The organism is Variovorax sp. GW821-FHT06D12 (genome assembly GCF_059419205.1).
The window spans coordinates 772,314-793,851 of record NZ_JBWKRI010000001.1; the positions used below are offsets into that span (position 1 = coordinate 772,314).

Below are 21,538 nucleotides of genomic sequence, written 5' to 3' on the forward strand. Positions count from 1 at the left end.
TTCAATATAAGAGAATAATAATCTCATATGGGAAACACTTCACCTTCCACCCCCTCGCCAGCGCCGGCCGATGGCCACATCGACGCGCTCATCGCCACCCGGCTGCTGGCGCTGCGCCAGACGCAGGGGCTCAGCCTCGCGGACCTGGCCGGGTTGTCGGGCGTGAGCAAGGCGATGATCTCCAAGGTCGAGCGCGCGCAGAGCAGCCCCACCGCCGTGCTGCTGGGCAAGCTGGCCGCCGGCCTCGGGGTTTCGCTGGCGCAGCTTCTCACCGAGGACAAGGCCCAACCGCAACGCCTGCGCAAACGGGCCGCGCAGGAGGTCTGGCGCGACCCCGAAGCCGGCTATGTGCGCCGCCAGGTTGCCGAGCGCGGCGCGGGCAGCGGCGTGGAGCTGGTCGAGGTCGAACTGCCGCGCGCCGCGCAGGTCGGCTATCCGCGATGGAGCGGCACGCCGTACCGGCAGAGCCTGTGGATGCTCGAAGGCGCGCTGCAGGTCGACTACGGCGACGAGCGCTTCGAGCTCGCCCCGGGCGACTGCCTCGACTTCGGCGTGGACCGGCCGCTGGTCTTCAAGGCGCTGGGGCCCACCGCCTGCCGCTACCTGCTGGTCGCCGTTCCCGATTGATTGAACGATTGCCTGACCGATGCGGTAGGCAAGCTCCCACACGCAGAAACGACTCAGGCCGGTCCGGGCCACGGGGTGCGTCGGGATACTGCAAGGCATCTCAGCTACCGGAGCCGCACGATGTCCTTTGCGCTTTACATGATCGGCTTTCTGATCTTCCTGGCCGGGGTCGCCTGGGGCGCCTCGGTGGCCGGCGTGCCCACGCTCTACATCGGCATCGGCGCGCTGATCCTGCTGGGCATCGGCGTCTTCAGCGCCGTGGCCCGCACGCGCAGCAAAGACCCGTCCTGAGCGAGCCTGATCGCTTCACAGTTCAGTTCACACAGGCTTCACGCCCGGCGCACATGGCGTCGCTAACTTCGCAGGCGCACCACACCCCGTGGTGCGCTTTGCAAGTCAGCCTCCCATGCACGCCTCTTCTTCCTGTCTCTTTTCTCCCCACGCGCCTTCCTCGTCGGTCGCGCCCTGCCCCGCGCCGGCCTTCGTGAGCGACCCGGGTACGGCCTGCATCCAGGTCGACCTGCTCGTCATCGGCGCGAGCTTTGCCGGACTGGCCTGCGCCCGCGCCGCCGCCAAGGCCGGCCTGCGCGTGATGGTGCTCGAGAAGAAAGCCGCCGCCGGCGCCAAGCTGCACACCACCGGGATCATCGTCAAGGACGCGGTCGACAGCGTGCCGTGGCTGGCTGAAGTGCCGCCCGCGCTGGTGCGCCGCATCGAGGGCGTGCGGCTGTACGCGCCCGACATGCACCACGTCGACCTGCACGCACCCGGCTACTGGTTCTGGGCCACCGACGCGCCCGCGCTGCTGGACTGGATGGTGGAGTCCACCCGGGCCTGCGGCGTCGAGGTGCGCCTGGGCACGCTGTTCGAGCAGGCGCTGTGGGCGAACGGCCGCTGGGAGGTGCCGGTGGCGCAGGGCCCCTGCATCCGCGCGACCTACCTCGTGGGCGCCGACGGCCCGCATTCGCGCGTGGCCAAGGCGCTGGGCCTGTCGCGCAACACGCGCTTTCTCTACGGCGTGGAGCACGAGTACCAGGGCGCGCGCATGGCGCCCGACCTGCTGCATTGCTTCATCGATCGCCGGCTCGCGCCGGGCTACATCGGCTGGGCGCTCGACGGCGTCGGCGTGAGCCAGATCGGCCTGGCGCGCCGCATGGGCCGCCACGACACGGGCGCGCTGCGCCTGGACCCGCTGCTGCGCAAGATCGCCTCGGTGGTGTCGCCCGGCGAGGCGCCGCCGGTCGCCGTGCGCGCCGGGATGATCCCCTGCGGCGGCGTGCTGCCGGTGGTGGCCCGCGAACGGGCCTTGCTGGTGGGCGATGCGGCGGGCATGGTGTCGCCCGTGACGGCCGGCGGCATCCACACGGCGCTGCAGCACGGCGAGCGCGCCGGTGAGGCCGTGGCGCGCTTCGTGCGCGGCGAGGCGGACAACCCCGCGACGTGGTTCGTGCGCGGCTACCCGCGTTTTCTGATGAAGCGCACGCTGCGCTGGGCCTTCGACCACTTCCAGAGCGACTGGATGTTCAACCGCCTGCTCGGCACGGCGCCGATGCGGCGTGCGGCGGAGCTGGTGTACTTCCACCGCAAGGGCAGCGGGCCGGTGGCCCGCTAGGCCCCGCTCAGGCGCTGCGCTGGCGCATCGCCTCGTAGAGGCACACGCCGCTGGCCACCGAGACGTTCAGGCTCTCGACCGCGCCGGCCATGGGAATGCTCACCAGCTCGTCGCAGGTCTTGCGCGTGAGCTGGCGCATGCCCTCGCCCTCGGCGCCCAGCACCAGCGCCAGCGGGCGCTTGAAGTCGCTCTGGTAGATGGTGCCCGGCGCGTCGTCGCTGGTGCCCACGCACCAGATGCTGCGCTCCTTGAGCTCGTTGAGCGTGCGCGCGAGGTTGGTCACCATGAAGTACGGCACGGTCTCGGCCGCGCCGCTCGCCACCTTGGCGACGGTGGCGTTGATGCCGGCCGCATGGTCCTTGGGCGCGATCACCGCATGGGCGCCGGCGCCGTCGGCCACGCGCAGGCAGGCGCCGAGGTTGTGCGGATCGGTCACGCCGTCGAGCACCAGCAGCAGCGGCACGGTGCCGGCCTCCTCGAGGCCTTCGAGCAGCTCGTCGAGCGAGCGGACCTGGGCCACGGGCTCGACCCGCGCGACCACGCCCTGGTGGCCGTGGCTGCCGCTGAGCTTGGACAGCCGCAGGCCGTCGGCCTCGACCAGCCGCACGCCGGCTTCTTGCGCACGCGCAATGAACTGTTTCATGCGCGCATCGCGCCGGCTGGCGTCGAACATCACTTCGAGCACCGATTTCGGCGCGGTCTTGATGCGCACGCCCACGGCATGGAAGCCGAAGATCACTTTAGGGGAAGACATCCCCTGATTATCGAGGGCGCGGCGCCCTCGCCCTCAGGCCAGCGGCAAACCGCTGTTCGCGCGGGTGCGGTCGTCGTGCAGTTCCTGCACCACCAGGGCGTTCATGTGCACCTTCAGCGTGTTGCCCACGCTGCCCAGGTACTGGCAGGCGGCATACCCCTCGGCCGCCTTTTCGTAGCGCGCCACCCAGGCGTCGCGCGCAGGCAGCCGGTCGGGCGACACGGGCCAGACGCCCGGGCGCGGCCGCAGGTGTTCGGCGATGCCCACGCGCCAGGGCTTGGCGCTCAGGCGGGCGCGAAAGCAGTTCTGGTTGCGGCACATGCGCGCGTAGACCTTGTCGGCGCCCAACGTCTGGAACACGTCGGTCACGGCGGCGTCGGACGGTGCGAAGACATCGTGCATGGCCAGCACGCGCAGCCCGGCCGGCGTGCGGTACAGCCGCAGGTGCCAGTCGGGATGCTGGTGAATGAAGCGCTCGACACGCGCCCGTGCGCCCTCCAGCGGATCGCTCTTGTCCTCGGTGAGGCGCAGCCCCTCGTAGCGGGCGCGCCAGAAGCCGAAGGCTGCCACCAGCATGAAGGCAGCCACGCCCGCCATCGCCGAACGCGTGCCGTAACCCGCAACCAGCGCCCCAATGAACGCCATGCCGATCACCGTCAATCCGCGCGTGCTGTCGCGCAAATCCTGGACCTCGAAGTCGACGTCGACGAACAGCACGTCGGGCGTGTTGAGGCAGCGCGCGCCGTAGCCGTTGCGGGTGACGATGCTGTCGCCCTGGCGTTCGACGATCTCCTCACGGATCGGCACGCCGTTGGCGCCGTTGTAGGCCAGCTTGCGTTCGCGGCGCTCCAGCTTTTCGCCGTCGACCACGATGCGGTCATAGGCCTCGCGCGTGCGCTGGTCGGCATGGGCCTGCGCGGCGAGCGGGCTGTCGTCGGACCAGCCGAAGCGGCGCACCGTGACCTGCCGGCCGGCCACCCGCTCCTGGATGCGGCCTTCGGCCCAGAACTGGGGAACGATCACGGCCTCAGGCGCCCTTGAAATACGACCACGCCGCGGCCGCGATCAGCAGCACGACGATCACCGGCAGCCACTTGAAGCCGCCGCCCGTCACGCGGCCCGGCTCGGCCATCGGGTTCGCTGCCGGGCTCGACGGCAGGTGCCCGAAGTCGCCGGCGGCGGGGTTCTGGTGCGCCTCGACCAGCTGCTTGGCCTCGGCCAGGCCCAGGCCGGTGGCCTCGCGCGTGAGGCGCACGGCCTCGACCTTCTGGCCCCGCGCCAGGGCTGCGAGCGCGGCGGCCGGCACCGCGGCGGGGCCGTTGCCCTGCATGCCGCCCGTCTCGGCCCCGGCGTCGCCCCGGCCCCAGTCGCCTTCCTGCCAGTCGGCCGGCGCGCCCGAAGCGACCGCGCCGCTGTTGGCATAGCGCTCGACGGCCTCCTTGGACGACTTGAGGTCCATGCCGGTGCGCTCGCGCACGATCTTGATGGCCTCGATCAGGTTGCCGCGCTCGAGGGCGGCGATGGCCTCGGGGGGAAGCTGGGTCATGAACTCTCCTCTGTGTTCGGGGAGCGCCGCGGAAGCCGGGCGCTGTCTGTCTTCTTGCGGGCTCAGGCCGCCTGCGCGACCGTCGATACGGGTGTTGTCTCGTTGAGCGCCACGCGCCCGGCCTCGATGGTGATGCGCCGCTCGCACTGCGAGGCGATGCTGCGGTCGTGCGTGACCAGCACCAGCGTGGTTCCCAGCTCGCGGTTCAGGTCGAACATGAGCTTCATGACCTGCTCACCGGTGGCGAAGTCGAGGCTGCCGGTGGGCTCGTCGGCCAGCAGCAGGGCCGGCTGCACCACGAAGGCCCGCGCCAGCGCCACGCGCTGCTGCTCGCCGCCCGACAGCACCTTGGGGTAGTGGCCCAGGCGCTGGCCCAGGCCGACGCGGCCCAGCATCTCGGTGGCGGCCTTGCGCGCGTCCTTGCGGTTGGCCAGCTCCAGCGGCAGCATCACGTTCTCGAGCGCGCTCAGGTTGCCCAGCAGCTGGAAGCTCTGGAACACGAAGCCCACGCGCTGGGCGCGCAGCGCGGCGCGCTCGTCCTCGTCGATGGCGAAGATGTCGTCGCCCGCCAGCTTCACAGTGCCGCGCGTGGGCGTGTCCAGCCCGGCAATGATCGACAGCAAGGTGCTCTTGCCGGAGCCCGAGGCGCCGACGATGGCGGCGGTTTCCCGCGCGCCCAGGGTGAAATGGATGTCCTGCAGAATGTCCAGCGTGCCGGCCGAGTCGGTGACGGACTTGAAGACATGCTCGACGGCGACAATGGCATCAGACGGGGGTTGGGACATGAAAGGCTTTTCGTTTTGAATCGACGTGACTTTATCTTGACCACCGCCGCGCTCGGCAGCGCGGGGGCATGGACGGCTGCTGTGGCCCAGGCCCCGGCAGCACCGGCCGGCAAGCCGGTGATCCTCGTGCTCGGTGATTCGCTGAGCGCAGAGTACGGCCTCAAGCGCGGCGAAGGCTGGGTACCCTTGCTGGAAAAAAGGCTTGCGCAGCAGAAGATCGCAGCCTCGGTGGTCAACGCCAGCATCAGCGGCGACACCAGCTCCGGCGGTCGCGCCCGCTTCCCCGCCCTGCTCGCGCAGCACAAGCCCAGCCACGTGGTGCTGGAGCTGGGCGCCAACGACGCCCTGCGCGGCCTGCCGCTGTCGAACACCGAAGACAACCTGCTGCAGATCACCAAGGCCGCACAGGCCGCGGGCGCGCGGGTGCTGATCGTCGGCATCCAGGTGCCGCCGAACTACGGCGGCGACTACACGCGGCGCTTCGAGGCCGTGTTCGCGAAGGTGGCGGGCGCGACGAAGTCGGCGCTGGTGCCGTTCCTGCTCAAGGGCGTGGCCGATGCGCCCGACGCCATGACGCTGTTCCAGTCCGACCGCATCCACCCGACCGCCGCGGCGCAGCCGCAGATCCTGGACAACGTCTGGCCGGAGCTGCGCAAGCTGCTGCCCAAGTAGCCTCGCCTCCTTGCGCGCGCCCCAAAGAAAAAGCCGCCGCAGGCCTGCGCCTGCAGCGGCTTTTCTGTTTTCAGGGGTGCCAGGAACGAGGGGTCATCCGTTCTTGGTCGGCAACTCGGGCGCCGTGGGGGGATCGCGTTCGAGCGATGCCACGTCGGTCTCCGGGTCTCCGGGGGCCAGCCCGTCGCTGCTCGGATTGAGCTTGCGGTTCGCCTTCTCCCGGAGCTTTTCTTCCTTCTTTTTCTTCTTGGCCAGCTCTTTCTGGCGCTTCTCGTAGCCGTAATTGGGTGTTGCCACTGCTTCTCCTTCAGGCGAGGCAGTCAGGGTGACTGCGCTTCAGCCTACTGTAAGCGATAACGGTGCAGTCTCAAGACGCGGCGCCGGCGGCCGTTTCGAACTCGAACACACCTTGCAAACCCGGGTAACGCTGGTGCATGAACCAGCCCATGGCCCCCGCACCGGCCACCAGGGCCAGGACCGACGTGGCCACCATCCATCCCAAATGTTCGCCCATCGGCCAGAGGACGATCACGGCCAGCACCGGCAACAGCCCGGCGAGCGATGACAGCCACATCCAGCGCCTCGGGGCGGGCATGGGCGCCCAGGTCTGCGGGTCGATGCCGGCGTCGATGAACACCTCGGCGTCGAAGCGCAGGCGTGGCTTCGGCTGGGTGGCCAGGTGCAGCAACAGCGCACGCAGCAGCACGGCCCGGTTGCGAAAGCGAAGGACACGGCCGGTGTCGACGGTCAGCGCCAGGGGCAGCCGGATTTCCCTGGGTTCGCCACCCCGTGCCGCCTGCTGGAACACCAGCCGCTTGACGATGGCTTCGCTCGATACGAACTCGGTCTTCACGTCAGGGAAACCCGCGCGCGCACGGCACACCTCGCGCCAATGCACCACCTGGGGCGATGCCGGATCGCCCCAGCACATGCCGTTCGAATCGATCCGCAGCATCCCCTCGCCCACGCGCGGAAACTGGCGCAGCAAGTACCAGATGCCGCCGCCCAGCGCCCCGAAGAGCAACAGTCCGAGCAGCAGCAGGATCGCTTCGTTGCCGCGCGCGTTGGACCAGTCCTCCTCGAGCATCACGGCGGCGGCGAGTCCTGCCGCGATCAACGCGAAAAACGCCACGAAGCCACCGATGAAGAGTCGCGTGCCGCGCAGGTCGGGCACGCCTTCCAGCGGGCCGGACTGTGCGAGCGCCTCCAGCACCTGCGCGGGCACGGCCAGCACCCGCGACGCGACGGCCCGTGACGCGGGTGGCACCGCATCGCGCGCAGCCGGCGGCCCGACGCGCTGGCTCTTGCGGTGTTTCCTGCCCACTGCGCGCAACAGCGCCTACATCTGCAGCAGCGCCTGCTGCAGGTCGGCACGCAGGTCGTCCACGTCCTCCAGGCCGACCGAGAAACGCACCAGCGTGCCCTTGTAGGGCCAGCGGGCGACGCTGGCGTCGCGCATCAGGCCGATGTCGTAGGGCACGACGAGGCTGATCGGGCCACCCCACGAATAGCCGAGGCGGAAGAGCTTCAGGCTGTCGCAGAAGCGATCGACCTGCTCGGTGCTGAAGCGCTCGTCGAACACCACCGAGAACAGGCCCGCGGCCAGGTCGGTGGCGCCGCACAGCGCGCGCCAGTTGGCGTGGCCCGGCGAATCCTCGAGCGCGGGGTGCAGCACCTGCGCGATCTCTTCGCAGCCGTTGAGCCAGCCGGCCAGCTCGCGCGCGGCGCGGTCGTGCGCGGCGTAGCGCAGCGCCATGCTCGGCAGCGAGCGCAGCAGGGTTTCGACGTCGCCCACGCCGATGCCGAAGCCGGTGCGCATGTGGGTGAGCTTGAGCGCGCGATGCAAGCGCTCGTCGCGCGTGACCACGCTGCCCATGAGCACGTCGCCGCCGCCGCTGGGGTACTTGGTGAGCGCGTGCACCGACACGTCGACGCCCTGCCCCGTGCCGTTGAAATCGAAGGGCGCGAAGGCCAGGCCCGCGCCCCAGGTGTTGTCGAGCGCGGTCATCACGCCGCGTTCGCGGCAGACCTCGGCCAGCGCCGGCAGGTTGGGGAATTCCATCGTCACCGAGCCGGCCGCTTCGAGCCACACCAGCCGCGTGCGGTGCGAGAGCTTGGCTTCCAGGTCGGACGGATTCATCGCGTCGTACAGGCGGTGCGTGATGCCGAAGTTGGCGAGCTCGCCGGTGGCCAGCGCCTTGGTGGGGCCGTAGGCGTTGTCGGGAATCAGCACCTCGTCGCCGGTCTTGAGGAACGCGAACGAGACCAGCGAGATCGCGGCCAGCCCGCTGGGCACGAGCAGGCACTCGGTGCCGCCTTCGAGCGTGGCCAGGCGTTCTTCGAGCGTGAAGGTGGTGGGCGTGCCGTGCAGGCCGTAGGTGTAGCCGGCCTTGGTCTTCCAGTCGCGCGCGCGCATGGCGGCGACGTCGGCGAAGAACACGGTCGAGGCCTTGAACACGCCGGGCTGCGGCGCAGCGAAGGTGGCCGGCGGCGTGTAGGGATGGTGGATCAGGGTCGTGGAAGGCTTGCTCATGTGCCGATGCTAGCGCCCCGCGAGGAACCCTCGACGGCCGTGACATTCTCCGTTCGATGTCGACGGCCTTGGCCGGATCGCACGCGCATTGCGGATAGAGTTGCCCCTCCGAAAATAAAGGGAGGATTTTCTCGATGCGTCATCTGCTCATCACCATCACGGCCGCTGCGGCCCTGTCCGCCTGCGGCGGCATGAAGAACCTGGATTCGAACGCGCTCGCGGGCGCCGGCGGCAGCGCCTTCAAGGCCATGTCGCTCACCGACGGCGACGTGCAGGCCCTGGCCAACCAGTCCTGCGCCGAACTCGACAAGAGCTCCAAGGTCGCGGCCCCCGCCGATGCCTACAGCAAGCGCCTGGAGCGCGTGCGCCAGGGCCTGCCGACCACCATCGGTGGCCAGCCCGCCAGCTACAAGGTCTACCTCACGAAGGACGTGAACGCCTGGGCCATGGGCAACGGCTGCATCCGCGTCTACAGCGGCCTCATGGACCTCATGAACGACGACGAGCTGCGCGGCATCATCGGCCACGAGATCGGCCACGTCGCCCTGGGTCACAGCAAGAAGGCCATGCAGACCGCCTACGCCGTGTCGGCCGCGCGCGGCCTGGCCGGCGCCACCGGCAATGCGGCGATCACGCAGCTGTCGTCCTCGCAGATCGGTGACTTCGCCGAGAAGCTGGTCAACGCGCAGTTCTCGCAGTCGCAGGAAACCGACTCGGACAACTACGCCTTCGACCTGCTGACCGCGCAGAAGCTCAAGCGCGAAGGCCTCGTCACCGCGTTCCAGAAGCTGGCCAAGCTCGACGGCGGCAAGAGCTCGATGCTCAGCTCGCACCCGGCTTCCGGCGACCGCGCCGCCAACATCCAGAAGCGCCTCGCAACGAGCAAGTAAGCAGCCTGGGCCCGGGCGGCTGCTCGGCGCACAATGCGCCGATGCTCACCCGCTCGCCCTTGCCGGGGCCCGTCGCGCCATGCAGCTGACGCGGCCCCCGTCCCCTCATTTGCGGCCCTTCCTGCGGCTGCTGTGGGCCTCGGCGCCCGAGGGCACACCCGACACACGCACCGGCGCCCGCGAGCACGTGCTGCCCACGGGCGGCATGCACCTGGTGTTCCGGCTGTCGGGGCCGCCGCTGCGGCTCTTCGACGACACACGCGACCTGCGCGGCCACACGGTCGGCCATGCCATCGTCGGCGGTGCGCGGGCCGCTTTCTACCTGCGCGATGTGTCGGTGGCGACGCGCTCGGTCGGTGCGCAATTGCACCCCGGTGCCGCCCGGCTGCTGCTCGGCGCACCTGAAGACGCCTTGGGCGGGCGCCACACGCCGCTCGACGCGCTGTGGGGCGAACGGCAGACCGCCGACGCACTCGAACAGCTGCATGCATCGTCCGACGACCCGGCCCGGCAACTGGACGTGTTCGAGGCCCTGCTGACCCGACGCCTGGCCGCCGCCGCCCTGCCCCGCACCAGCCCGCGCGGCCTGCACCCTGCCGTGGCCGCCTCGCTGGGGCAGATGACGCGCGACACGCCCGCGTCGATCGCCGCGCTGGTGGCGCGCAGCGGCTACAGCCACCGACGCTTCATCGCGCTGTTCCGCGCGGCGGTTGGGCTCGCGCCCAAGGAATACGCCCGCGTGATGCGCTTCGACCGCGTGCTGGCACTGGCCGCGGACGATCCCGCGCGCGCCTGGGCCGACATCGCGCTCGCCGCGGGCTACAGCGACCAGGCGCACCTGAGCCGCGAGTTCTCGGCGCTGGCCGGCCTGTCGCCGCAGGCCTGGCGGCAGACGGGTGCGACGTCGCCGCGTCATGTGCCGGCTGTCAGTGCGGCAGGTCAAATTCCTTCAAGACGCTAGCGCCGGGGCTGCGCAGAATCGGCGCCACGGTCCCCGTTTCAACACGCTATTCCAGAAAGAAAGGCAGGTCCCGCCATGGCCATCCACGAGCTGTTTCCGTACCTCTGCGTCGACAACGCCGCCGCCGCCGTCGACTTCTATTGCCACGTGTTCGAGGTGAAGGAAATCTTTCGCCTGACCGAGCCCAGCGGCCGCATCGGGCACGTCGAGCTGGACTTTCACAACGGCGCGATCCTGATGATCTCGGACGAGTTCGCCGAGTTCAACATCCGCTCGCCCAAGGCGCTCGGCGGCAGCGCGGTCTCGCTGCACCTGCATGTGGACGATGCCGACGCGCTGGTCGCGCGCGCGGTCGCCGCGGGGGCCACGCTGGACATGGCACCGCAGGATCAGTTCTATGGGGAGCGTTCCGGCGTGTTCCGCGACCCCTTCGGTCACCGGTGGAACGTGGGGCACAGCATCGAGAAGCTGACGCCGGAGGAAATGCAGCGGCGCTACACCGCGATGTTCGACACCCCCGGCGGCGGCAGCTGCAGCAGCAGTTGAGTGCGCCGGCCGGCGGTGCCAGGGCCGGTCGTCAGACCGACCACTTCTCGATCAGCTTCTCGGCGCCGAGCGAGTCGTAGCCCTCGAAGGGCTGGTGGATCCACGGGTTGGTGGCCAGGAACTCGACCGAGTAGTCGGGCGTGAAGGTCGACAGTGCCTTGGTCCAGATGACCGCGCTGCGCAGCTCGGTGATCGGCTGGTAGTTGTTGCGCAGCATGTCCATCACGGCGTGCAGCGTGTGGCCCGAATCGGCCAGGTCGTCCACCAGCAGCACCTTGCCGGCGATCTCGCCCTTGGGGGTCGTGATGTAGCGGGCGATGTCGAGATGGCCCTGGATCGTGCCGGCGTCGGCGCGGTAGGAGCTGGTCGACATGATCGCCAGCGGCTTGTCGAAGATGCGCGAGAGCACATCGCCCGGGCGCATGCCGCCACGCGCCAGGCACAGGATGGTGTCGAACTCCCAGCCCGACTGGTGCACCTTGATCGCGAGCTTCTCGATCAGGTTGTGGTACTCGTCGTAGCTGACGTAGAGATGTTTGCCGTCTTCGGTCAACATGGTCTGGTTCGTTCCTGTTCAGTCTGCGAGGTAGGGGTGGCGCATCATGATCGTGTGGTCGCGATCAGGGCTCGTGGACACCATGTGGATCGGCACGCCGGTGACCTGCTCGATGCGCTGCAGGTACAGCCGCGCATTGACCGGCAGCTTGTCGTACTGCGTGACGCCCACGGTGCTTTCGGTCCAGCCTTCGAGCGTTTCGTAGATCGGCGTGCAGCGCTCGATCTCGTCCGCGCCCATCGGCAGGATGTCGGTGGTTTCGCCGTCGAGTTCGTAGCCCGTGCACAGCTCGAGCTTCTCGAGGCCGTCGAGCACGTCCAGCTTGGTGATGCACAGGCCCGACAGACCGTTGACCTGCGCCGAGCGCTTGAGCAGCGCGGCGTCGAACCAGCCGCAACGGCGGCTGCGGCCGGTGGTCACGCCCTTTTCGGCGCCCACGGTGCTCATGTGGTAACCGGGGGTGCCCGGCGTGGCCCAGTCGAGCTCGGTGGGGAACGGACCGCCGCCCACGCGGGTGCAGTAGGCCTTGGTGATGCCCAGCACGTAGTGCAGCATGCCCGGGCCCACGCCCGAGCCGGCGGCGGCATTGCCGGCGACGCAGTTGCTCGAGGTGACGTACGGGTAGGTGCCGTGGTCGACGTCGAGCAGCGTGCCTTGCGCGCCTTCGAACAGCAGGTTGGCGCCGGCCTTGTGGGCGTCATTCAGCTCGCGCGACACGTCGGCCATCATGGGCTTGAGCAGCGCAGCGTGGCGCATCGCCTCGTCGAACACGGTGTCGTAGTCGATGGCGGGCGCGCCCAGCACCTGGGTCAGCACGTGGTTGTGCAGCTCGAGCAGCACGCGCAGCTTGGCGGCGAAACGCTCGGGGTGCTTCAAATCTTGCACGCGCAGCGCACGGCGGGCGATCTTGTCTTCGTACGCCGGGCCGATGCCGCGGCCGGTGGTACCGATCTTCTCGATGCCGCCCTTTTCGCGGTAGGCCTCGCGCGCAATGTCCAGCGCGGCGTGGAACGGCAGGATCAGCGGGCAGGCCTCGCTGATGCGCAGGCGCGAACGCACTTCGACGCCGGCTTTCTCCAGGCCTTCGATTTCCTCGAAGAGCTTGGCGGCCGACAGCACCACGCCGTTGCCGATGTAGCACTTGACGCCGGGGCGCATGATGCCGCTCGGGATCAGGTGCAGCGCGGTCTTCACGCCGTTGATGACCAGCGTGTGGCCCGCGTTGTGGCCGCCCTGGAAACGGACCACGCCCTGGGCGCTTTCCGTCAGCCAGTCAACCAGCTTGCCCTTGCCTTCGTCGCCCCACTGGGTACCGACGACGACCACGTTTCTTCCGGTGGTTACGCTCATGCTCGTTCCATTACTTCAAAAATTCAGATCGCTCGGACATTCCATTGGCCGGCCTGCTCGACGAGCTCGCGGTCGCAATGGAATTCATCGATTTCGCTGCCGTGGCCGGGCAGCACGCAGACTACCGTTTCGCCGGCCTTGCGCAATTGGGCAATCGCCTGACGCAGGCCGGCCGCATCGCTCCAGGGCGCACGGATGGCGGCGCGCAGCGGACGGGCCGGCAACACGCCGACGAGTTCGCGCACATCGAGGCTGAAGCCGACGGCCGGACGGTTGCGGCCGAACACGGCGCCCACCTCGTCGTAGCGACCACCGCGCACCAGCGAGTCGGCCGCGCCCGGCACGTAGATGCCGAAACGCATGCCGCTGTAGTAGGCGTAGCCACGCAGGTCGGCCAGGTCGAAGCTGATCTGGCGCCCTGCCGTGCCGTTCAGGCCGGCGGCGAGTTGCTTCAGGTCGGCCAGCGCCGCGGCCACGGTGGGCGTGCCCTTCAGGGCCTTGGCGGCCTCGTCGAGCACGGCCACATCGCCGTACAGGCCCACGAGGGCCCGCAGGCCGTCGCGTGATGCGGCTGGGAAATCCTTGGTGAGCGCCTGCAGCTCGCTCGCGTCCTTGGCGGCCAGCGCGGCGTGCACGCGGGCGATCGCGGCGGCATCGACCGGCACGCCGGCGAACAGCGCGCGCACGATGCGGGCGTCGGCCAGGTCGACGATCACGCCGTCGCGCAGGCCGGCGGCGTCGAGGCAGTCGAGCGCCAGCAGCAGGGTTTCGGTGTCGGCTTCCAGGCCGGCGTGGCCGTAGATCTCGGCGCCGAACTGCAGCGGCTCGCGGGTGGCGTGCGGGCGGTCGGGCCGGGTGTGGACCACCGGGCCGCAGTAGCACAGGCGCGCCACACCGTCGCGGTTCAGCAGGTGGGCATCGATGCGCGCCACCTGGGGAGTGGTGTCGGCACGCAGGCCCATGCTGCGACCGGAGAGCTGGTCGACGAGCTTGAAGGTTTGGAGGTCGAGCGCCTCGCCGGTGCCCGAAAGCAGCGACTCCAGGTGCTCGAGCAGCGGCGGCATCACCAGCTCGTAGCCATAGCCACGGGCGGTATCGAGCAGCTGGCGTCGAAGTTCTTCGATGTGGCGCGCCTCGGAGGGCAGCACATCGGCAATGTGATCCGGGAGGACCCAGGCGGACATGGGGATCGGGGGCGTGGTTAAACCGGGATTCTACCGGGCCCGAGCTACCCCAGAACCCAGAGCAGTACCAAACCCAGCAGGATGCTGCAAAGACCGAAGAAACGCAGCTGGCCGTCGCGCAGCTGCAGCAGTTGGCTGAAGCCGCGCCGCCACCCGCCCGGCGAGACGAAAGGCAGGATGCCTTCGATCACCAGGACCAGCGCCAACGCGCTCCAGAAGGTGTCGGCGCTCACGGCTCCAGGCAGGACAGCGGAAACGGACGGCCTGTTGTTACTTGCGCGCCGAGCCGGAGCTCTGCATGGCGCGGAAGAAGTCCGAGGACGGGTCGAGCACCATCACGTCGCTCTTCTTGTTGAAGCTCTGCTTGTAGGCCTCGAGGCTGCGATAGAACTGGGCGAACTGCGGATCGCGGCCGAAGGCCTCGCTGTAGGTCGCGGCAGCCTGGGCATCGCCCTCGCCCTTGATCTTCTGGGCGTCGCGATAGGCGTTGGCCACGATCACTTCGCGCTGACGGTCGGCGTCGGCGCGGATCTTCTCGCCTTCGGCCGTGCCGGTGGAACGCAGCTCGTTGGCCACGCGCTTGCGTTCGGCTTCCATGCGGCGGTAGACCGATTCGGTGATGGCTTCCACGTAGTCGACGCGGGTGATGCGCACGTCGACCACGTCGACGCCCCAGGGCTTGGCGCCCTTCACCACGGCCAGCACTTCGCGCTGCACGTCGGCCATCAGGGCCTCGCGGCGCACCGAGATCAGGTCGCGCACGGTGCGCTTGTTGATGTTTTCCTGGAAGGCGTTGCGCACCACGCGGTTGAGCTGCATGGCGCCCGCGTTCTCGTCGAGGCCGACGTTGCGGATGTAGGCCTGCGGGTCGGAGATGCGCCAGCGCACGTACCAGTCGATCACCACGCGCTGCTTTTCAGCGGTGAGCATGGGCTCGGTGTCCAGGCTCGAGAGCGTCAGCAGGCGCTTGTCGATGTACGACACGTTCTGGAACGGCGGCGGCAGCTTGAAGTTGAGGCCGGGCTCGGTGATGACCTGCTTGATCTGGCCGAGGGCATAGACCACGCCGAACTGGCGCTGGTCGACCACGAAGAGGGTCGAGCTCAGCAGCACGAGCAGGACGAGGACCGAGGTGGCGATGAAACCGATTCTGTTCATGTTGTTCCGGGCCTTTCTCAGCGCACGTCGCGGTCACGCGAGCGGCCGTCACGGGCGCGCACGTCGGTGGTGGCGGGCGCCACCGGGATCACCGACGACTGGGTCGGTGCGGTGCCGGCCACGCTGGGGCTGGCGGCATCCACGGGCGTGGCTGTGTTGCCACCGCCTTGCTGCATCAGCTTGTCGAGCGGCAGGTACAGCAGGTTGGAGCCCTGCTTGCTGTCGACCAGCACCTTGGTCGTGCTGGCGTAGATCTGCTGCATGGCGTCGGTGTACATGCGGTCGCGCGTCACCTGCGGCGCCTTCTGGTATTCGGTCAGCACCGAGCTGAAGCGACCGGCGTCACCCTGTGCCTGCGCCACGATGCGGGCCTTGTAGGCCTCGGATTCTTCCTTCAGGCGCGACGAGGTACCGGTGGCCAGTGGCACGACGTTGTTGGCATAGGCCTCGGCGTCGTTCTTGGCGCGTTCGCGTTCCTGGCCGGCCTTGAGCACGTCGTCGAAGGCGGCCTGCACCTGCTCGGGCGGACGCACGCCGCCCTGCTGCAGGTTGATGCCGACGACTTCGACACCGACCTTGTAGCGGTCGAGGATGGTCTGCATCAGCGCGCGCACGCGGGGCGCGATCTGGTCGCGCTCTTCGGCGAGCGCCGCGTCCATCTTCATCTTGCCGACCACTTCGCGCACGGAGCTTTCGGCCACCTGCACGATGGTTTCAGCGGGCGACTTGCTCTCGTAGAGCCAGGCGCGCGCATCGCTCAGGCGGTACTGCACGGCGAACTTGATTTCGACGATGTTCTCGTCTTCGGTCAACATGGCCGATTCGCGCAGGCCGGTGGAACGCACGATGGCGTCGCGGCCCACGTCGGTGGAGCGGATCTGCGTGGTCACCACCACTTCGTGGCGTTGAATGGGGTACGGCAGGCGCCAGTTGAAGCCGGCGTTCACCGTCGACTTGTAGCGACCGAACTGCGTGACCACGGCCTGCTGGCCTTCGTTCACGATGAAGAAGCCGGTGCCGAGCCAGATCAGGACCGCCACGGCGGCCACGAGGCCGATGCCGAAGCCGGCGTTCTTCATGTCGGGCTTGTAGCCGTTGCCGCCACCGCCGCCGGTGCCGTTGGGGCGATTGCCGCCACCCTTGCCGCCGCCGAAGAAACCGCCGAGCTTGCGATTGAGGTCACGCCAGAGTTCGTCGAGGTCGGGCGGGCCCTGGTTCGGGCCCTGGCCGCGCGGGCGATTGCCGTTGCCGTTGTTGTTCTGGTTGCCGCTCGAAGGCGGCGGGATCGGGGCGCCGGGGGGATCGGCATCGGGCGGCCGGTTGCCGGCCGGGCGGTCGCCGTTGGAGGACGGCTCGTCGCCGCGACCCCATCGGCCATCGTTCAGGTTGAACATGCCCAGAAACCCTCTCCGCGCTGGCTTTGCATTCATTCGCTTCGTTCTCGTGTCAGTGGCGGGATTGTGCCCAATCAAGGGGCCGCATCGTGCAATTCAGCGTCCGCCTCAGGGGTCATCGTATCGGCGACGGAACCCGACTGCCGGGCCAGCTCGGCCCGCAGCAACGGCAGGCCTTCACCGGTCCTGGCGCTGAGGAAGATCCGGGGAACCTGCACGCCGTCGATTTCCATCTCGTCCTGCAGATGCAGCGGATGTTGCGCACTTTCAAGGGCGTCGAGCTTGTTGAACACCAGCAGCTGCGGCACGTCGCCCGCGCCGATGTCCTGCAGCACCGACTGGACCTCGGCCATCTGCTCCGGATAGTGCGGGTTGGAGGCATCGATCACGTGCAGCAGCAGGTCGGCGTCGACCGCTTCCTGCAAGGTGGCCTTGAACGCGTCGACCAGGCCGTGCGGCAGGTCGCGGATGAAACCCACCGTGTCGGAGATCGACACCTGCCGGCGCGCATCGCCCAGGTAGAGGTTGCGCGTGGTGGTGTCGAGCGTGGCGAACAGCTGGTCGGCCGCATAGGCGCGGGCCTTGACCATCGCATTGAAGATCGACGATTTGCCCGCGTTGGTGTAGCCGACGAGCGAGATGTTGAAGGTCTCGCGGCGCTCGCGCTGGCGGCGCTGCGTGCTGCGCTGCTTCTGCACCTTGGCCAGGCGCTCGCGCGTGCGCTTGATCGACTCGTTGATCATGCGGCGGTCGAGCTCGATCTGCTTCTCACCCGGGCCGCCGCGCACACCTGCACCGCCGGTCTGGCGCTCCAGGTGGGACCAGCGGCGGACCAGCCGCGTGCTCAGGTACTGCAGCCGAGCCAGCTCGACCTGCAGCTTGCCTTCGTGCGAACGGGCGCGCTGGGCAAAGATCTCGAGGATGAGGAAGGTGCGGTCGTAGACCGCGACATCGAGCTGGCGTTCGAGGTTGCGCTGCTGCGCAGGGCTCAAGGACTGGTCGAAGATGACCTCGCTCGCCCGGTGCATGGCGGCGAGCTCCTTGATCTCTTCGGCCTTGCCGCTGCCGACGAACAGCGCCGCATCGGGCGCCCTGCGCTTGCAGGCCAGGCGGGCAACGGGCGTCAGGCCCGCGGTTTGTGCGAGCAGGCCGAGTTCTTCGAGCTCGCTGTCGAAATGGGGCAGCCCGAAATCGACACCGACGAGAACGGCGGCGCCTTCCTGGCGGGGGATCGAATCAGACAAGCGGAATCAGATATGGAAAAAGCGCGGCGGGGTTGCCGCCGCGCTCCGCGCGATCAGGCGGCGGCGTCGTCGTTCTCGTTGGCCGAGAAGTTGACGGCACGACCCGGCACGATGGTGGAAATGGCGTGCTTGTAGACCATTTGCGTCACTGTATTGCGAAGCAACACGACGTATTGATCGAAGGACTCGATCTGGCCTTGCAGCTTGATGCCGTTCACCAAATAAATGGAAACCGGCACATGCTCGCGACGCAAGGTGTTCAGAAACGGGTCTTGCAGAAGTTGCCCTTTATTGCTCACGATATTCTCCGTGTTCAAGAGTAGTTGTTGGAGAGATGACCTTAACACAGGGTTTCTGCGCCGCAGCAATCGGGGTCAAAAGCCTTGAGAAAATAACGGTTCTCAAAAGACGGAACTTCCGCTCCTGCTGCGGCTCAACGGCTGCCATCGGCAGCCAAGCGCCCTCAGTTGTCCTTGTCCACGAACGGATTCTGCGAGCTTTTGAACTGGATCCGCAAGGGCGTGCCCACGAGGTCGAATTCCTTGCGGAAACGCCCTTCCAGGAAACGCTTGTAGGCGTCGGTCACATGCTCCAGCGAATTGCCGTGAATGATGATCACAGGCGGATTCATGCCGCCCTGGTGCGCATAGCGCAGCTTGGGCCGGAACATGCCGCCGCGCTGGGGTGCCTGGAATTGCACCGCCTCGAGCAGCAGGCGCGTCAGCACCGGCGTCGACATCTTGCGCGTGGCCGACTTGTGGGCCTGCGCAATGGCCTGCCACACCGGGCCCAGGCCCTGGCGCTTGATGGCCGAGATGAAATGCAATGACGCGAACTTGAGGAACGGCAGGCGGGTTTCGATCTGCCGCTGGATCTGCTCGCGCTGGTAGCTGTCGACCGCGTCCCATTTGTTGATGGCGATCACCACGGCACGTCCGCTTTCGAGGATGTAGCCGGCGATGTGCGCGTCCTGGTCGGTCACGCCCTGCGTGGCGTCGAGCAGCAGCAGCACGACGTTGGCCGACTCGATGGCCTGCAGCGTCTTGACCACCGAGAACTTCTCGATCGCCTCGAAGACCCTGCCCTTGCGGCGCAGGCCGGCGGTGTCGATCAGCTCGAAGCGCTGGCCGTTGCGCTCGAACGGCACCGAGATGGCGTCGCGCGTCGTGCCGGGCATGTCGAAGGCCACCAGGCGCTCTTCGCCCAGCCAGGTGTTGATCAGCGTCGACTTGCCGACGTTGGGCCGGCCGGCCACGGCCAGCTTGATCGGCTTGTTGACGTCGTCTTCGTCTTCCTCGTCGTCCGGGTCGGCCAGGTTCAGCGGCGCAAGCGCCAGCTCGACCAGGTCGCGCATGCCCTGCCCGTGCGCCGCGGACACGCCGTGCACGTCGCCGAAACCCAGCTCGTAGAAGTCGACCAGCTTGGTGCCGTCGTGCATGCCTTCGGCCTTGTTGGCCGCCAGCACGCAGGGCTTGCCCAGCCGGCGCAGCTCGTTGGCGATGTCGTGGTCTTGCGCCGACAGGCCTTCGCGGGCATCGACCACGAAGATGACGACGTCGGCCTCGGCCACGGCCTGCCGCGTCTGCTTGGCCATTTCCTTGTAGATGCCGCTGCCGGCATCGGGCTCGAAGCCGCCGGTGTCGATCACGATGAACTCGTGCTTGCCCAGGCGGCCGTTGCCATAGTGGCGGTCGCGCGTGAGGCCGGCGAAGTCGGCGACGATGGCGTCGCGCGTCTGGGTCAGGCGGTTGAAGAGCGTCGACTTGCCGACGTTGGGACGGCCGACCAGGGCCACGACCGGCTTCATGGCCGGCCTTTCGATGGCGCGGTTTTCATGGTCGGGCCTTGGAAGTAAGAGAAAGACAAAAAATGATTATTCAGGACGGTAGCCGAACACGCCACCCTTGGCGGTCACGACGACCACCGTGTTGCCGGCCAGCACCGGCGTCACGGTGATGGCCGAGCCATCGGGCGTGACGCGGTTCAGCAGCGCACCATCTTCGCGCGACACGAAGTGCAACGTGCCGGTGCTCTCGCCGATGATCAGCGAGCGGCCCACGGCCAGCGGCGCGGTCAGTTCGCGGTTCTTCAGGCGGCTCATCTGCCAGGCGCGCTCGCCGTCGGCGCGACGCCAGGCGGTGACGCTGCCATCCGATTCGGTGCCGTAGAGAAAGCGCTCGTCGCCGCTCACGCCGTCGGCACCCGAGGCCGGCTTGCTCCACAGCAGCTGGCCGCGCAGCGTGTCGACGCAGCCGACGCTGGCGTAGTAGGCGCGTGCGCAGACCGTGTCGCCGTAGCGGCTCACGCTGCCGGTCAGGTCGACCAGGCGTTCCACGTCGTTGGTGCCGCGCGGGGCGGCGATGGGGGCTTCCCAGCGCGAGCTGCCGTTGCCGGGGTTCATGCCGACGAGTCGGCCGCCCAGACCGGCGACCAGCGTGTCGCCGACCGCGATCAGCACGCCCGACTTGCGCAGCACCAGGTTTTCGCCCGGGCGCTGCTGCTGCCACAGGCGACGGCCGCTCTGGCCGTCCCAGGCGCTGACGCTGCGGTCGGCGGTCTGCACGAAGACGCGGCGGCCGGCCACCAGCGGTGCGGTGAAGGCCTGGGCCGACAGGCGCTGCTTCCACAGCACCTTGCCGTTCTCGATGGCGACCACTTCGTTGTTGGTGGTGACCACGGCCGTCAGCGAACCGTCGCTGCCGACGCCGGCCGCCAGCGGCGCACCGGCGCTGGCGCGCCAGGTCTCGCGACCGGCGCGGGCATCGATGGCGACGACCGTGCCGTCGCTGCCGGCCACGGTCACGATGTCACCGCTGACATCGGCGGTGAGTGGGAATTCGACGCCCGGAATCCGCACGTTCCAGGCCTGGCGCACACCCATCAGGGACGGGTTGGCCGGCAGTTCGGCGGGCTTGGGCTTGCCGGAGCCCGAACAGGCGGCCAGGAGCGCTACCAGAACAAGAGCAGAACCCGCGCGCAGGGCGGTCGATTCAGGCATGAAACGCTTGAAATTCATGAGGGTGTGCGATCAGGAGTTCTTGGGGACGGCGGGCGTCACGGTGACGGTCGGCGCCAGGGTCTTCGGGTCGACACCGACCGCGTTGAGCTTGATCTCGACCAGCCGGCGGTAGTCCGAGCCGGCGCCCAGGCCGGTCCAGGCCTTGCGGTACTCGGCCTGCGCCTCGTCGCGCTTGCCTTGCGCCATGTAGATGTCGCCCTTGCGGTCGGCCACCAGCGGTTCGAATTCGGTCGGCACCTTGCCGTCGAGTTGCTTGAGCGCGTCGTCGTAAGACTTGGCATCGAGCAGTTCGGCTGCGAGACGCAGCTTGGCGATGGCCTGGTAGCCCGGGTCGACGGCGTTCTGCGCCACCCAGCCCAGCGCCGCGCGCGAGCCATCGGCATTGCCCTTGTCGAACAGCGTCTTGGCGACCAGCAGGCCGGCTTGCTGCGCGTAGGCGGTGCCTGCGAAGCGGTCCTTCATGTCGGTCATCACGCGCTGGATGCGCTCGACGTCGCCCGACTGCGTGCTGCGCTCGACCTCGTCATAAAGGGCCGCGGCCTGGGCAGCCTTGGTGCGCTGGTAGTACTGCCAGCCGTTCCAGGCCACGAAGGCGCCGGCGACGAGCAGCACGGCCCAGGTGATCAGGGTGCCGTAGGTGTTCCAGAAATGCTTGAGCTGGTCGAGCTGTTCCTGTTCTTCGAGGTCGAGATGGGTGGCCATGCGCT

At 68.4% G+C, this 21,538-nt stretch carries 25 protein-coding genes; 7 read left to right on the plus strand and 18 right to left on the minus strand.

Features of this window, described 5'->3' with window-relative positions:
* Nucleotides 1–27 precede the first annotated feature (27 nt).
* The 3 genes from AC07SQ_RS03635 to AC07SQ_RS03645 all read left to right on the plus strand — a co-directional run bounded on the left by AC07SQ_RS03635 (nucleotide 28) and on the right by AC07SQ_RS03645 (nucleotide 2,239).
* Entirely contained in the window at nucleotides 28–627 is a 600-nt protein-coding gene (locus tag AC07SQ_RS03635) for a helix-turn-helix domain-containing protein (RefSeq protein ID WP_495270706.1), read from the plus strand.
* Nucleotides 628–747: 120 nt separating this feature from the next.
* On the plus strand, nucleotides 748–918 hold the full coding sequence (locus AC07SQ_RS03640; protein WP_167395039.1) for a hypothetical protein: 171 nt from the start codon (nucleotides 748–750) through the stop codon (nucleotides 916–918).
* Between the two features lie 115 nt (nucleotides 919–1,033).
* A complete protein-coding gene (locus AC07SQ_RS03645; RefSeq protein WP_495270705.1) occupies nucleotides 1,034–2,239 on the plus strand; it encodes an NAD(P)/FAD-dependent oxidoreductase in 1,206 nt (401 codons plus the stop codon).
* Nucleotides 2,240–2,246: 7 nt separating this feature from the next.
* On the opposite strand, the gene rlmB is transcribed toward AC07SQ_RS03645, so the two are convergent.
* From rlmB to AC07SQ_RS03665, 4 genes are all read right to left on the minus strand, one after another.
* Nucleotides 2,247–2,993: a 23S rRNA (guanosine(2251)-2'-O)-methyltransferase RlmB gene (gene rlmB, locus AC07SQ_RS03650; RefSeq protein ID WP_062481059.1), complete on the minus strand. Its 747-nt coding sequence runs from the start codon at nucleotides 2,991–2,993 to the stop codon at nucleotides 2,247–2,249.
* 33 nt (nucleotides 2,994–3,026) lie between these two features.
* Entirely contained in the window at nucleotides 3,027–4,016 is a 990-nt protein-coding gene (locus AC07SQ_RS03655; protein WP_495270704.1) for a hypothetical protein, read from the minus strand.
* Between the two features lie 4 nt (nucleotides 4,017–4,020).
* The gene (locus AC07SQ_RS03660; RefSeq protein ID WP_492734824.1) at nucleotides 4,021–4,539 is read right to left on the minus strand and encodes a ribosomal protein L7/L12; all 519 of its coding nucleotides are present in this window, start codon (nucleotides 4,537–4,539) and stop codon (nucleotides 4,021–4,023) included.
* Nucleotides 4,540–4,601: 62 nt separating this feature from the next.
* Nucleotides 4,602–5,324 carry an ABC transporter ATP-binding protein gene (locus tag AC07SQ_RS03665; protein WP_390343429.1) on the minus strand — a complete coding sequence of 241 codons (723 nt, stop codon included), beginning with the start codon at nucleotides 5,322–5,324 and terminating at the stop codon, nucleotides 4,602–4,604.
* A 36-nt stretch (nucleotides 5,325–5,360) separates the two neighbouring features.
* Here AC07SQ_RS03665 and AC07SQ_RS03670 point away from each other — a divergent pair, with 36 nt between their 5' ends.
* Nucleotides 5,361–5,996: an arylesterase gene (locus AC07SQ_RS03670; RefSeq protein ID WP_495270703.1), complete on the plus strand. Its 636-nt coding sequence runs from the start codon at nucleotides 5,361–5,363 to the stop codon at nucleotides 5,994–5,996.
* A gap of 93 nt (nucleotides 5,997–6,089) precedes the next feature.
* On the opposite strand, the gene AC07SQ_RS03675 is transcribed toward AC07SQ_RS03670, so the two are convergent.
* From AC07SQ_RS03675 to AC07SQ_RS03685, 3 genes are all read right to left on the minus strand, one after another.
* Nucleotides 6,090–6,293, minus strand: coding sequence for a hypothetical protein (locus AC07SQ_RS03675; protein ID WP_062480739.1), 204 nt, complete (start codon nucleotides 6,291–6,293; stop codon nucleotides 6,090–6,092).
* 70 nt (nucleotides 6,294–6,363) lie between these two features.
* Nucleotides 6,364–7,329 (minus strand): hypothetical protein, encoded by a 966-nt coding sequence (locus AC07SQ_RS03680; RefSeq protein WP_495270702.1) that lies wholly within the window; start codon nucleotides 7,327–7,329, stop codon nucleotides 6,364–6,366.
* Between the two features lie 6 nt (nucleotides 7,330–7,335).
* Entirely contained in the window at nucleotides 7,336–8,529 is a 1,194-nt protein-coding gene (locus tag AC07SQ_RS03685) for a PLP-dependent transferase (RefSeq protein ID WP_070060997.1), read from the minus strand.
* Between the two features lie 134 nt (nucleotides 8,530–8,663).
* Between AC07SQ_RS03685 and AC07SQ_RS03690 the strand changes: the two genes are divergently transcribed.
* The 3 genes from AC07SQ_RS03690 to AC07SQ_RS03700 all read left to right on the plus strand — a co-directional run bounded on the left by AC07SQ_RS03690 (nucleotide 8,664) and on the right by AC07SQ_RS03700 (nucleotide 10,926).
* Complete coding sequence (locus AC07SQ_RS03690; RefSeq protein WP_495270701.1) at nucleotides 8,664–9,419, plus strand: M48 family metallopeptidase; 756 nt, start codon at nucleotides 8,664–8,666, stop codon at nucleotides 9,417–9,419.
* Nucleotides 9,420–9,498: 79 nt separating this feature from the next.
* Nucleotides 9,499–10,380 (plus strand): helix-turn-helix domain-containing protein, encoded by an 882-nt coding sequence (locus AC07SQ_RS03695; RefSeq protein ID WP_495270700.1) that lies wholly within the window; start codon nucleotides 9,499–9,501, stop codon nucleotides 10,378–10,380.
* Nucleotides 10,381–10,455: 75 nt separating this feature from the next.
* Nucleotides 10,456–10,926 (plus strand): VOC family protein, encoded by a 471-nt coding sequence (locus AC07SQ_RS03700; RefSeq protein WP_062480749.1) that lies wholly within the window; start codon nucleotides 10,456–10,458, stop codon nucleotides 10,924–10,926.
* Nucleotides 10,927–10,957: 31 nt separating this feature from the next.
* On the opposite strand, the gene AC07SQ_RS03705 is transcribed toward AC07SQ_RS03700, so the two are convergent.
* From AC07SQ_RS03705 to AC07SQ_RS03755, 11 genes are all read right to left on the minus strand, one after another.
* Nucleotides 10,958–11,482 (minus strand): phosphoribosyltransferase, encoded by a 525-nt coding sequence (locus AC07SQ_RS03705; protein WP_062480750.1) that lies wholly within the window; start codon nucleotides 11,480–11,482, stop codon nucleotides 10,958–10,960.
* Between the two features lie 18 nt (nucleotides 11,483–11,500).
* Nucleotides 11,501–12,832, minus strand: a complete 1,332-nt coding sequence (locus AC07SQ_RS03710; RefSeq protein ID WP_062480752.1) for an adenylosuccinate synthase — start codon at nucleotides 12,830–12,832, stop codon at nucleotides 11,501–11,503.
* Between the two features lie 23 nt (nucleotides 12,833–12,855).
* Nucleotides 12,856–14,016, minus strand: coding sequence for an ATP phosphoribosyltransferase regulatory subunit (locus AC07SQ_RS03715; RefSeq protein WP_159271540.1), 1,161 nt, complete (start codon nucleotides 14,014–14,016; stop codon nucleotides 12,856–12,858).
* A 44-nt stretch (nucleotides 14,017–14,060) separates the two neighbouring features.
* Nucleotides 14,061–14,249 (minus strand): DUF2065 domain-containing protein, encoded by a 189-nt coding sequence (locus tag AC07SQ_RS03720; RefSeq protein ID WP_062480756.1) that lies wholly within the window; start codon nucleotides 14,247–14,249, stop codon nucleotides 14,061–14,063.
* Nucleotides 14,250–14,286: 37 nt separating this feature from the next.
* Nucleotides 14,287–15,174 carry a protease modulator HflC gene (hflC, locus tag AC07SQ_RS03725; protein ID WP_062480758.1) on the minus strand — a complete coding sequence of 296 codons (888 nt, stop codon included), beginning with the start codon at nucleotides 15,172–15,174 and terminating at the stop codon, nucleotides 14,287–14,289.
* A gap of 17 nt (nucleotides 15,175–15,191) precedes the next feature.
* Complete coding sequence (hflK, locus tag AC07SQ_RS03730; protein WP_070061003.1) at nucleotides 15,192–16,568, minus strand: FtsH protease activity modulator HflK; 1,377 nt, start codon at nucleotides 16,566–16,568, stop codon at nucleotides 15,192–15,194.
* A gap of 74 nt (nucleotides 16,569–16,642) precedes the next feature.
* Nucleotides 16,643–17,812, minus strand: coding sequence for a GTPase HflX (hflX, locus tag AC07SQ_RS03735; protein WP_495270699.1), 1,170 nt, complete (start codon nucleotides 17,810–17,812; stop codon nucleotides 16,643–16,645).
* A 53-nt stretch (nucleotides 17,813–17,865) separates the two neighbouring features.
* Entirely contained in the window at nucleotides 17,866–18,111 is a 246-nt protein-coding gene (gene hfq, locus AC07SQ_RS03740; RefSeq protein WP_056582504.1) for an RNA chaperone Hfq, read from the minus strand.
* 164 nt (nucleotides 18,112–18,275) lie between these two features.
* Entirely contained in the window at nucleotides 18,276–19,619 is a 1,344-nt protein-coding gene (gene der / locus AC07SQ_RS03745; protein ID WP_062480763.1) for a ribosome biogenesis GTPase Der, read from the minus strand.
* Between the two features lie 66 nt (nucleotides 19,620–19,685).
* Nucleotides 19,686–20,828, minus strand: coding sequence for an outer membrane protein assembly factor BamB (gene bamB, locus AC07SQ_RS03750; protein ID WP_062480765.1), 1,143 nt, complete (start codon nucleotides 20,826–20,828; stop codon nucleotides 19,686–19,688).
* A 12-nt stretch (nucleotides 20,829–20,840) separates the two neighbouring features.
* A complete protein-coding gene (locus tag AC07SQ_RS03755; RefSeq protein WP_062480767.1) occupies nucleotides 20,841–21,533 on the minus strand; it encodes a YfgM family protein in 693 nt (230 codons plus the stop codon).
* Nucleotides 21,534–21,538: the final 5 nt, after the last annotated feature.

Bases quoted from the DNA above. Each gene is read 5' to 3' on its own strand.
- AC07SQ_RS03715 (WP_159271540.1), bottom strand. From the start codon at position 14,016: ATGTCCGCCTGGGTCCTCCCGGATCACATTGCCGATGTGCTGCCCTCC.
- AC07SQ_RS03635 (WP_495270706.1), top strand. From the start codon at position 28: ATGGGAAACACTTCACCTTCCACCCCCTCGCCAGCGCCGGCCGATGGC.
- AC07SQ_RS03705 (WP_062480750.1), bottom strand. From the start codon at position 11,482: ATGTTGACCGAAGACGGCAAACATCTCTACGTCAGCTACGACGAGTAC.
- AC07SQ_RS03660 (WP_492734824.1), bottom strand. From the start codon at position 4,539: ATGACCCAGCTTCCCCCCGAGGCCATCGCCGCCCTCGAGCGCGGCAAC.
- AC07SQ_RS03695 (WP_495270700.1), top strand. From the start codon at position 9,499: ATGCAGCTGACGCGGCCCCCGTCCCCTCATTTGCGGCCCTTCCTGCGG.
- AC07SQ_RS03690 (WP_495270701.1), top strand. From the start codon at position 8,664: ATGCGTCATCTGCTCATCACCATCACGGCCGCTGCGGCCCTGTCCGCC.
- hflC (WP_062480758.1), bottom strand. From the start codon at position 15,174: ATGAACAGAATCGGTTTCATCGCCACCTCGGTCCTCGTCCTGCTCGTG.
- AC07SQ_RS03700 (WP_062480749.1), top strand. From the start codon at position 10,456: ATGGCCATCCACGAGCTGTTTCCGTACCTCTGCGTCGACAACGCCGCC.
- AC07SQ_RS03640 (WP_167395039.1), top strand. From the start codon at position 748: ATGTCCTTTGCGCTTTACATGATCGGCTTTCTGATCTTCCTGGCCGGG.
- bamB (WP_062480765.1), bottom strand. From the start codon at position 20,828: ATGAATTTCAAGCGTTTCATGCCTGAATCGACCGCCCTGCGCGCGGGT.
- rlmB (WP_062481059.1), bottom strand. From the start codon at position 2,993: ATGTCTTCCCCTAAAGTGATCTTCGGCTTCCATGCCGTGGGCGTGCGC.
- der (WP_062480763.1), bottom strand. From the start codon at position 19,619: ATGAAGCCGGTCGTGGCCCTGGTCGGCCGTCCCAACGTCGGCAAGTCG.
- AC07SQ_RS03645 (WP_495270705.1), top strand. From the start codon at position 1,034: ATGCACGCCTCTTCTTCCTGTCTCTTTTCTCCCCACGCGCCTTCCTCG.
- AC07SQ_RS03685 (WP_070060997.1), bottom strand. From the start codon at position 8,529: ATGAGCAAGCCTTCCACGACCCTGATCCACCATCCCTACACGCCGCCG.
- AC07SQ_RS03665 (WP_390343429.1), bottom strand. From the start codon at position 5,324: ATGTCCCAACCCCCGTCTGATGCCATTGTCGCCGTCGAGCATGTCTTC.
- AC07SQ_RS03710 (WP_062480752.1), bottom strand. From the start codon at position 12,832: ATGAGCGTAACCACCGGAAGAAACGTGGTCGTCGTCGGTACCCAGTGG.
- hflK (WP_070061003.1), bottom strand. From the start codon at position 16,568: ATGTTCAACCTGAACGATGGCCGATGGGGTCGCGGCGACGAGCCGTCC.
- AC07SQ_RS03755 (WP_062480767.1), bottom strand. From the start codon at position 21,533: ATGGCCACCCATCTCGACCTCGAAGAACAGGAACAGCTCGACCAGCTC.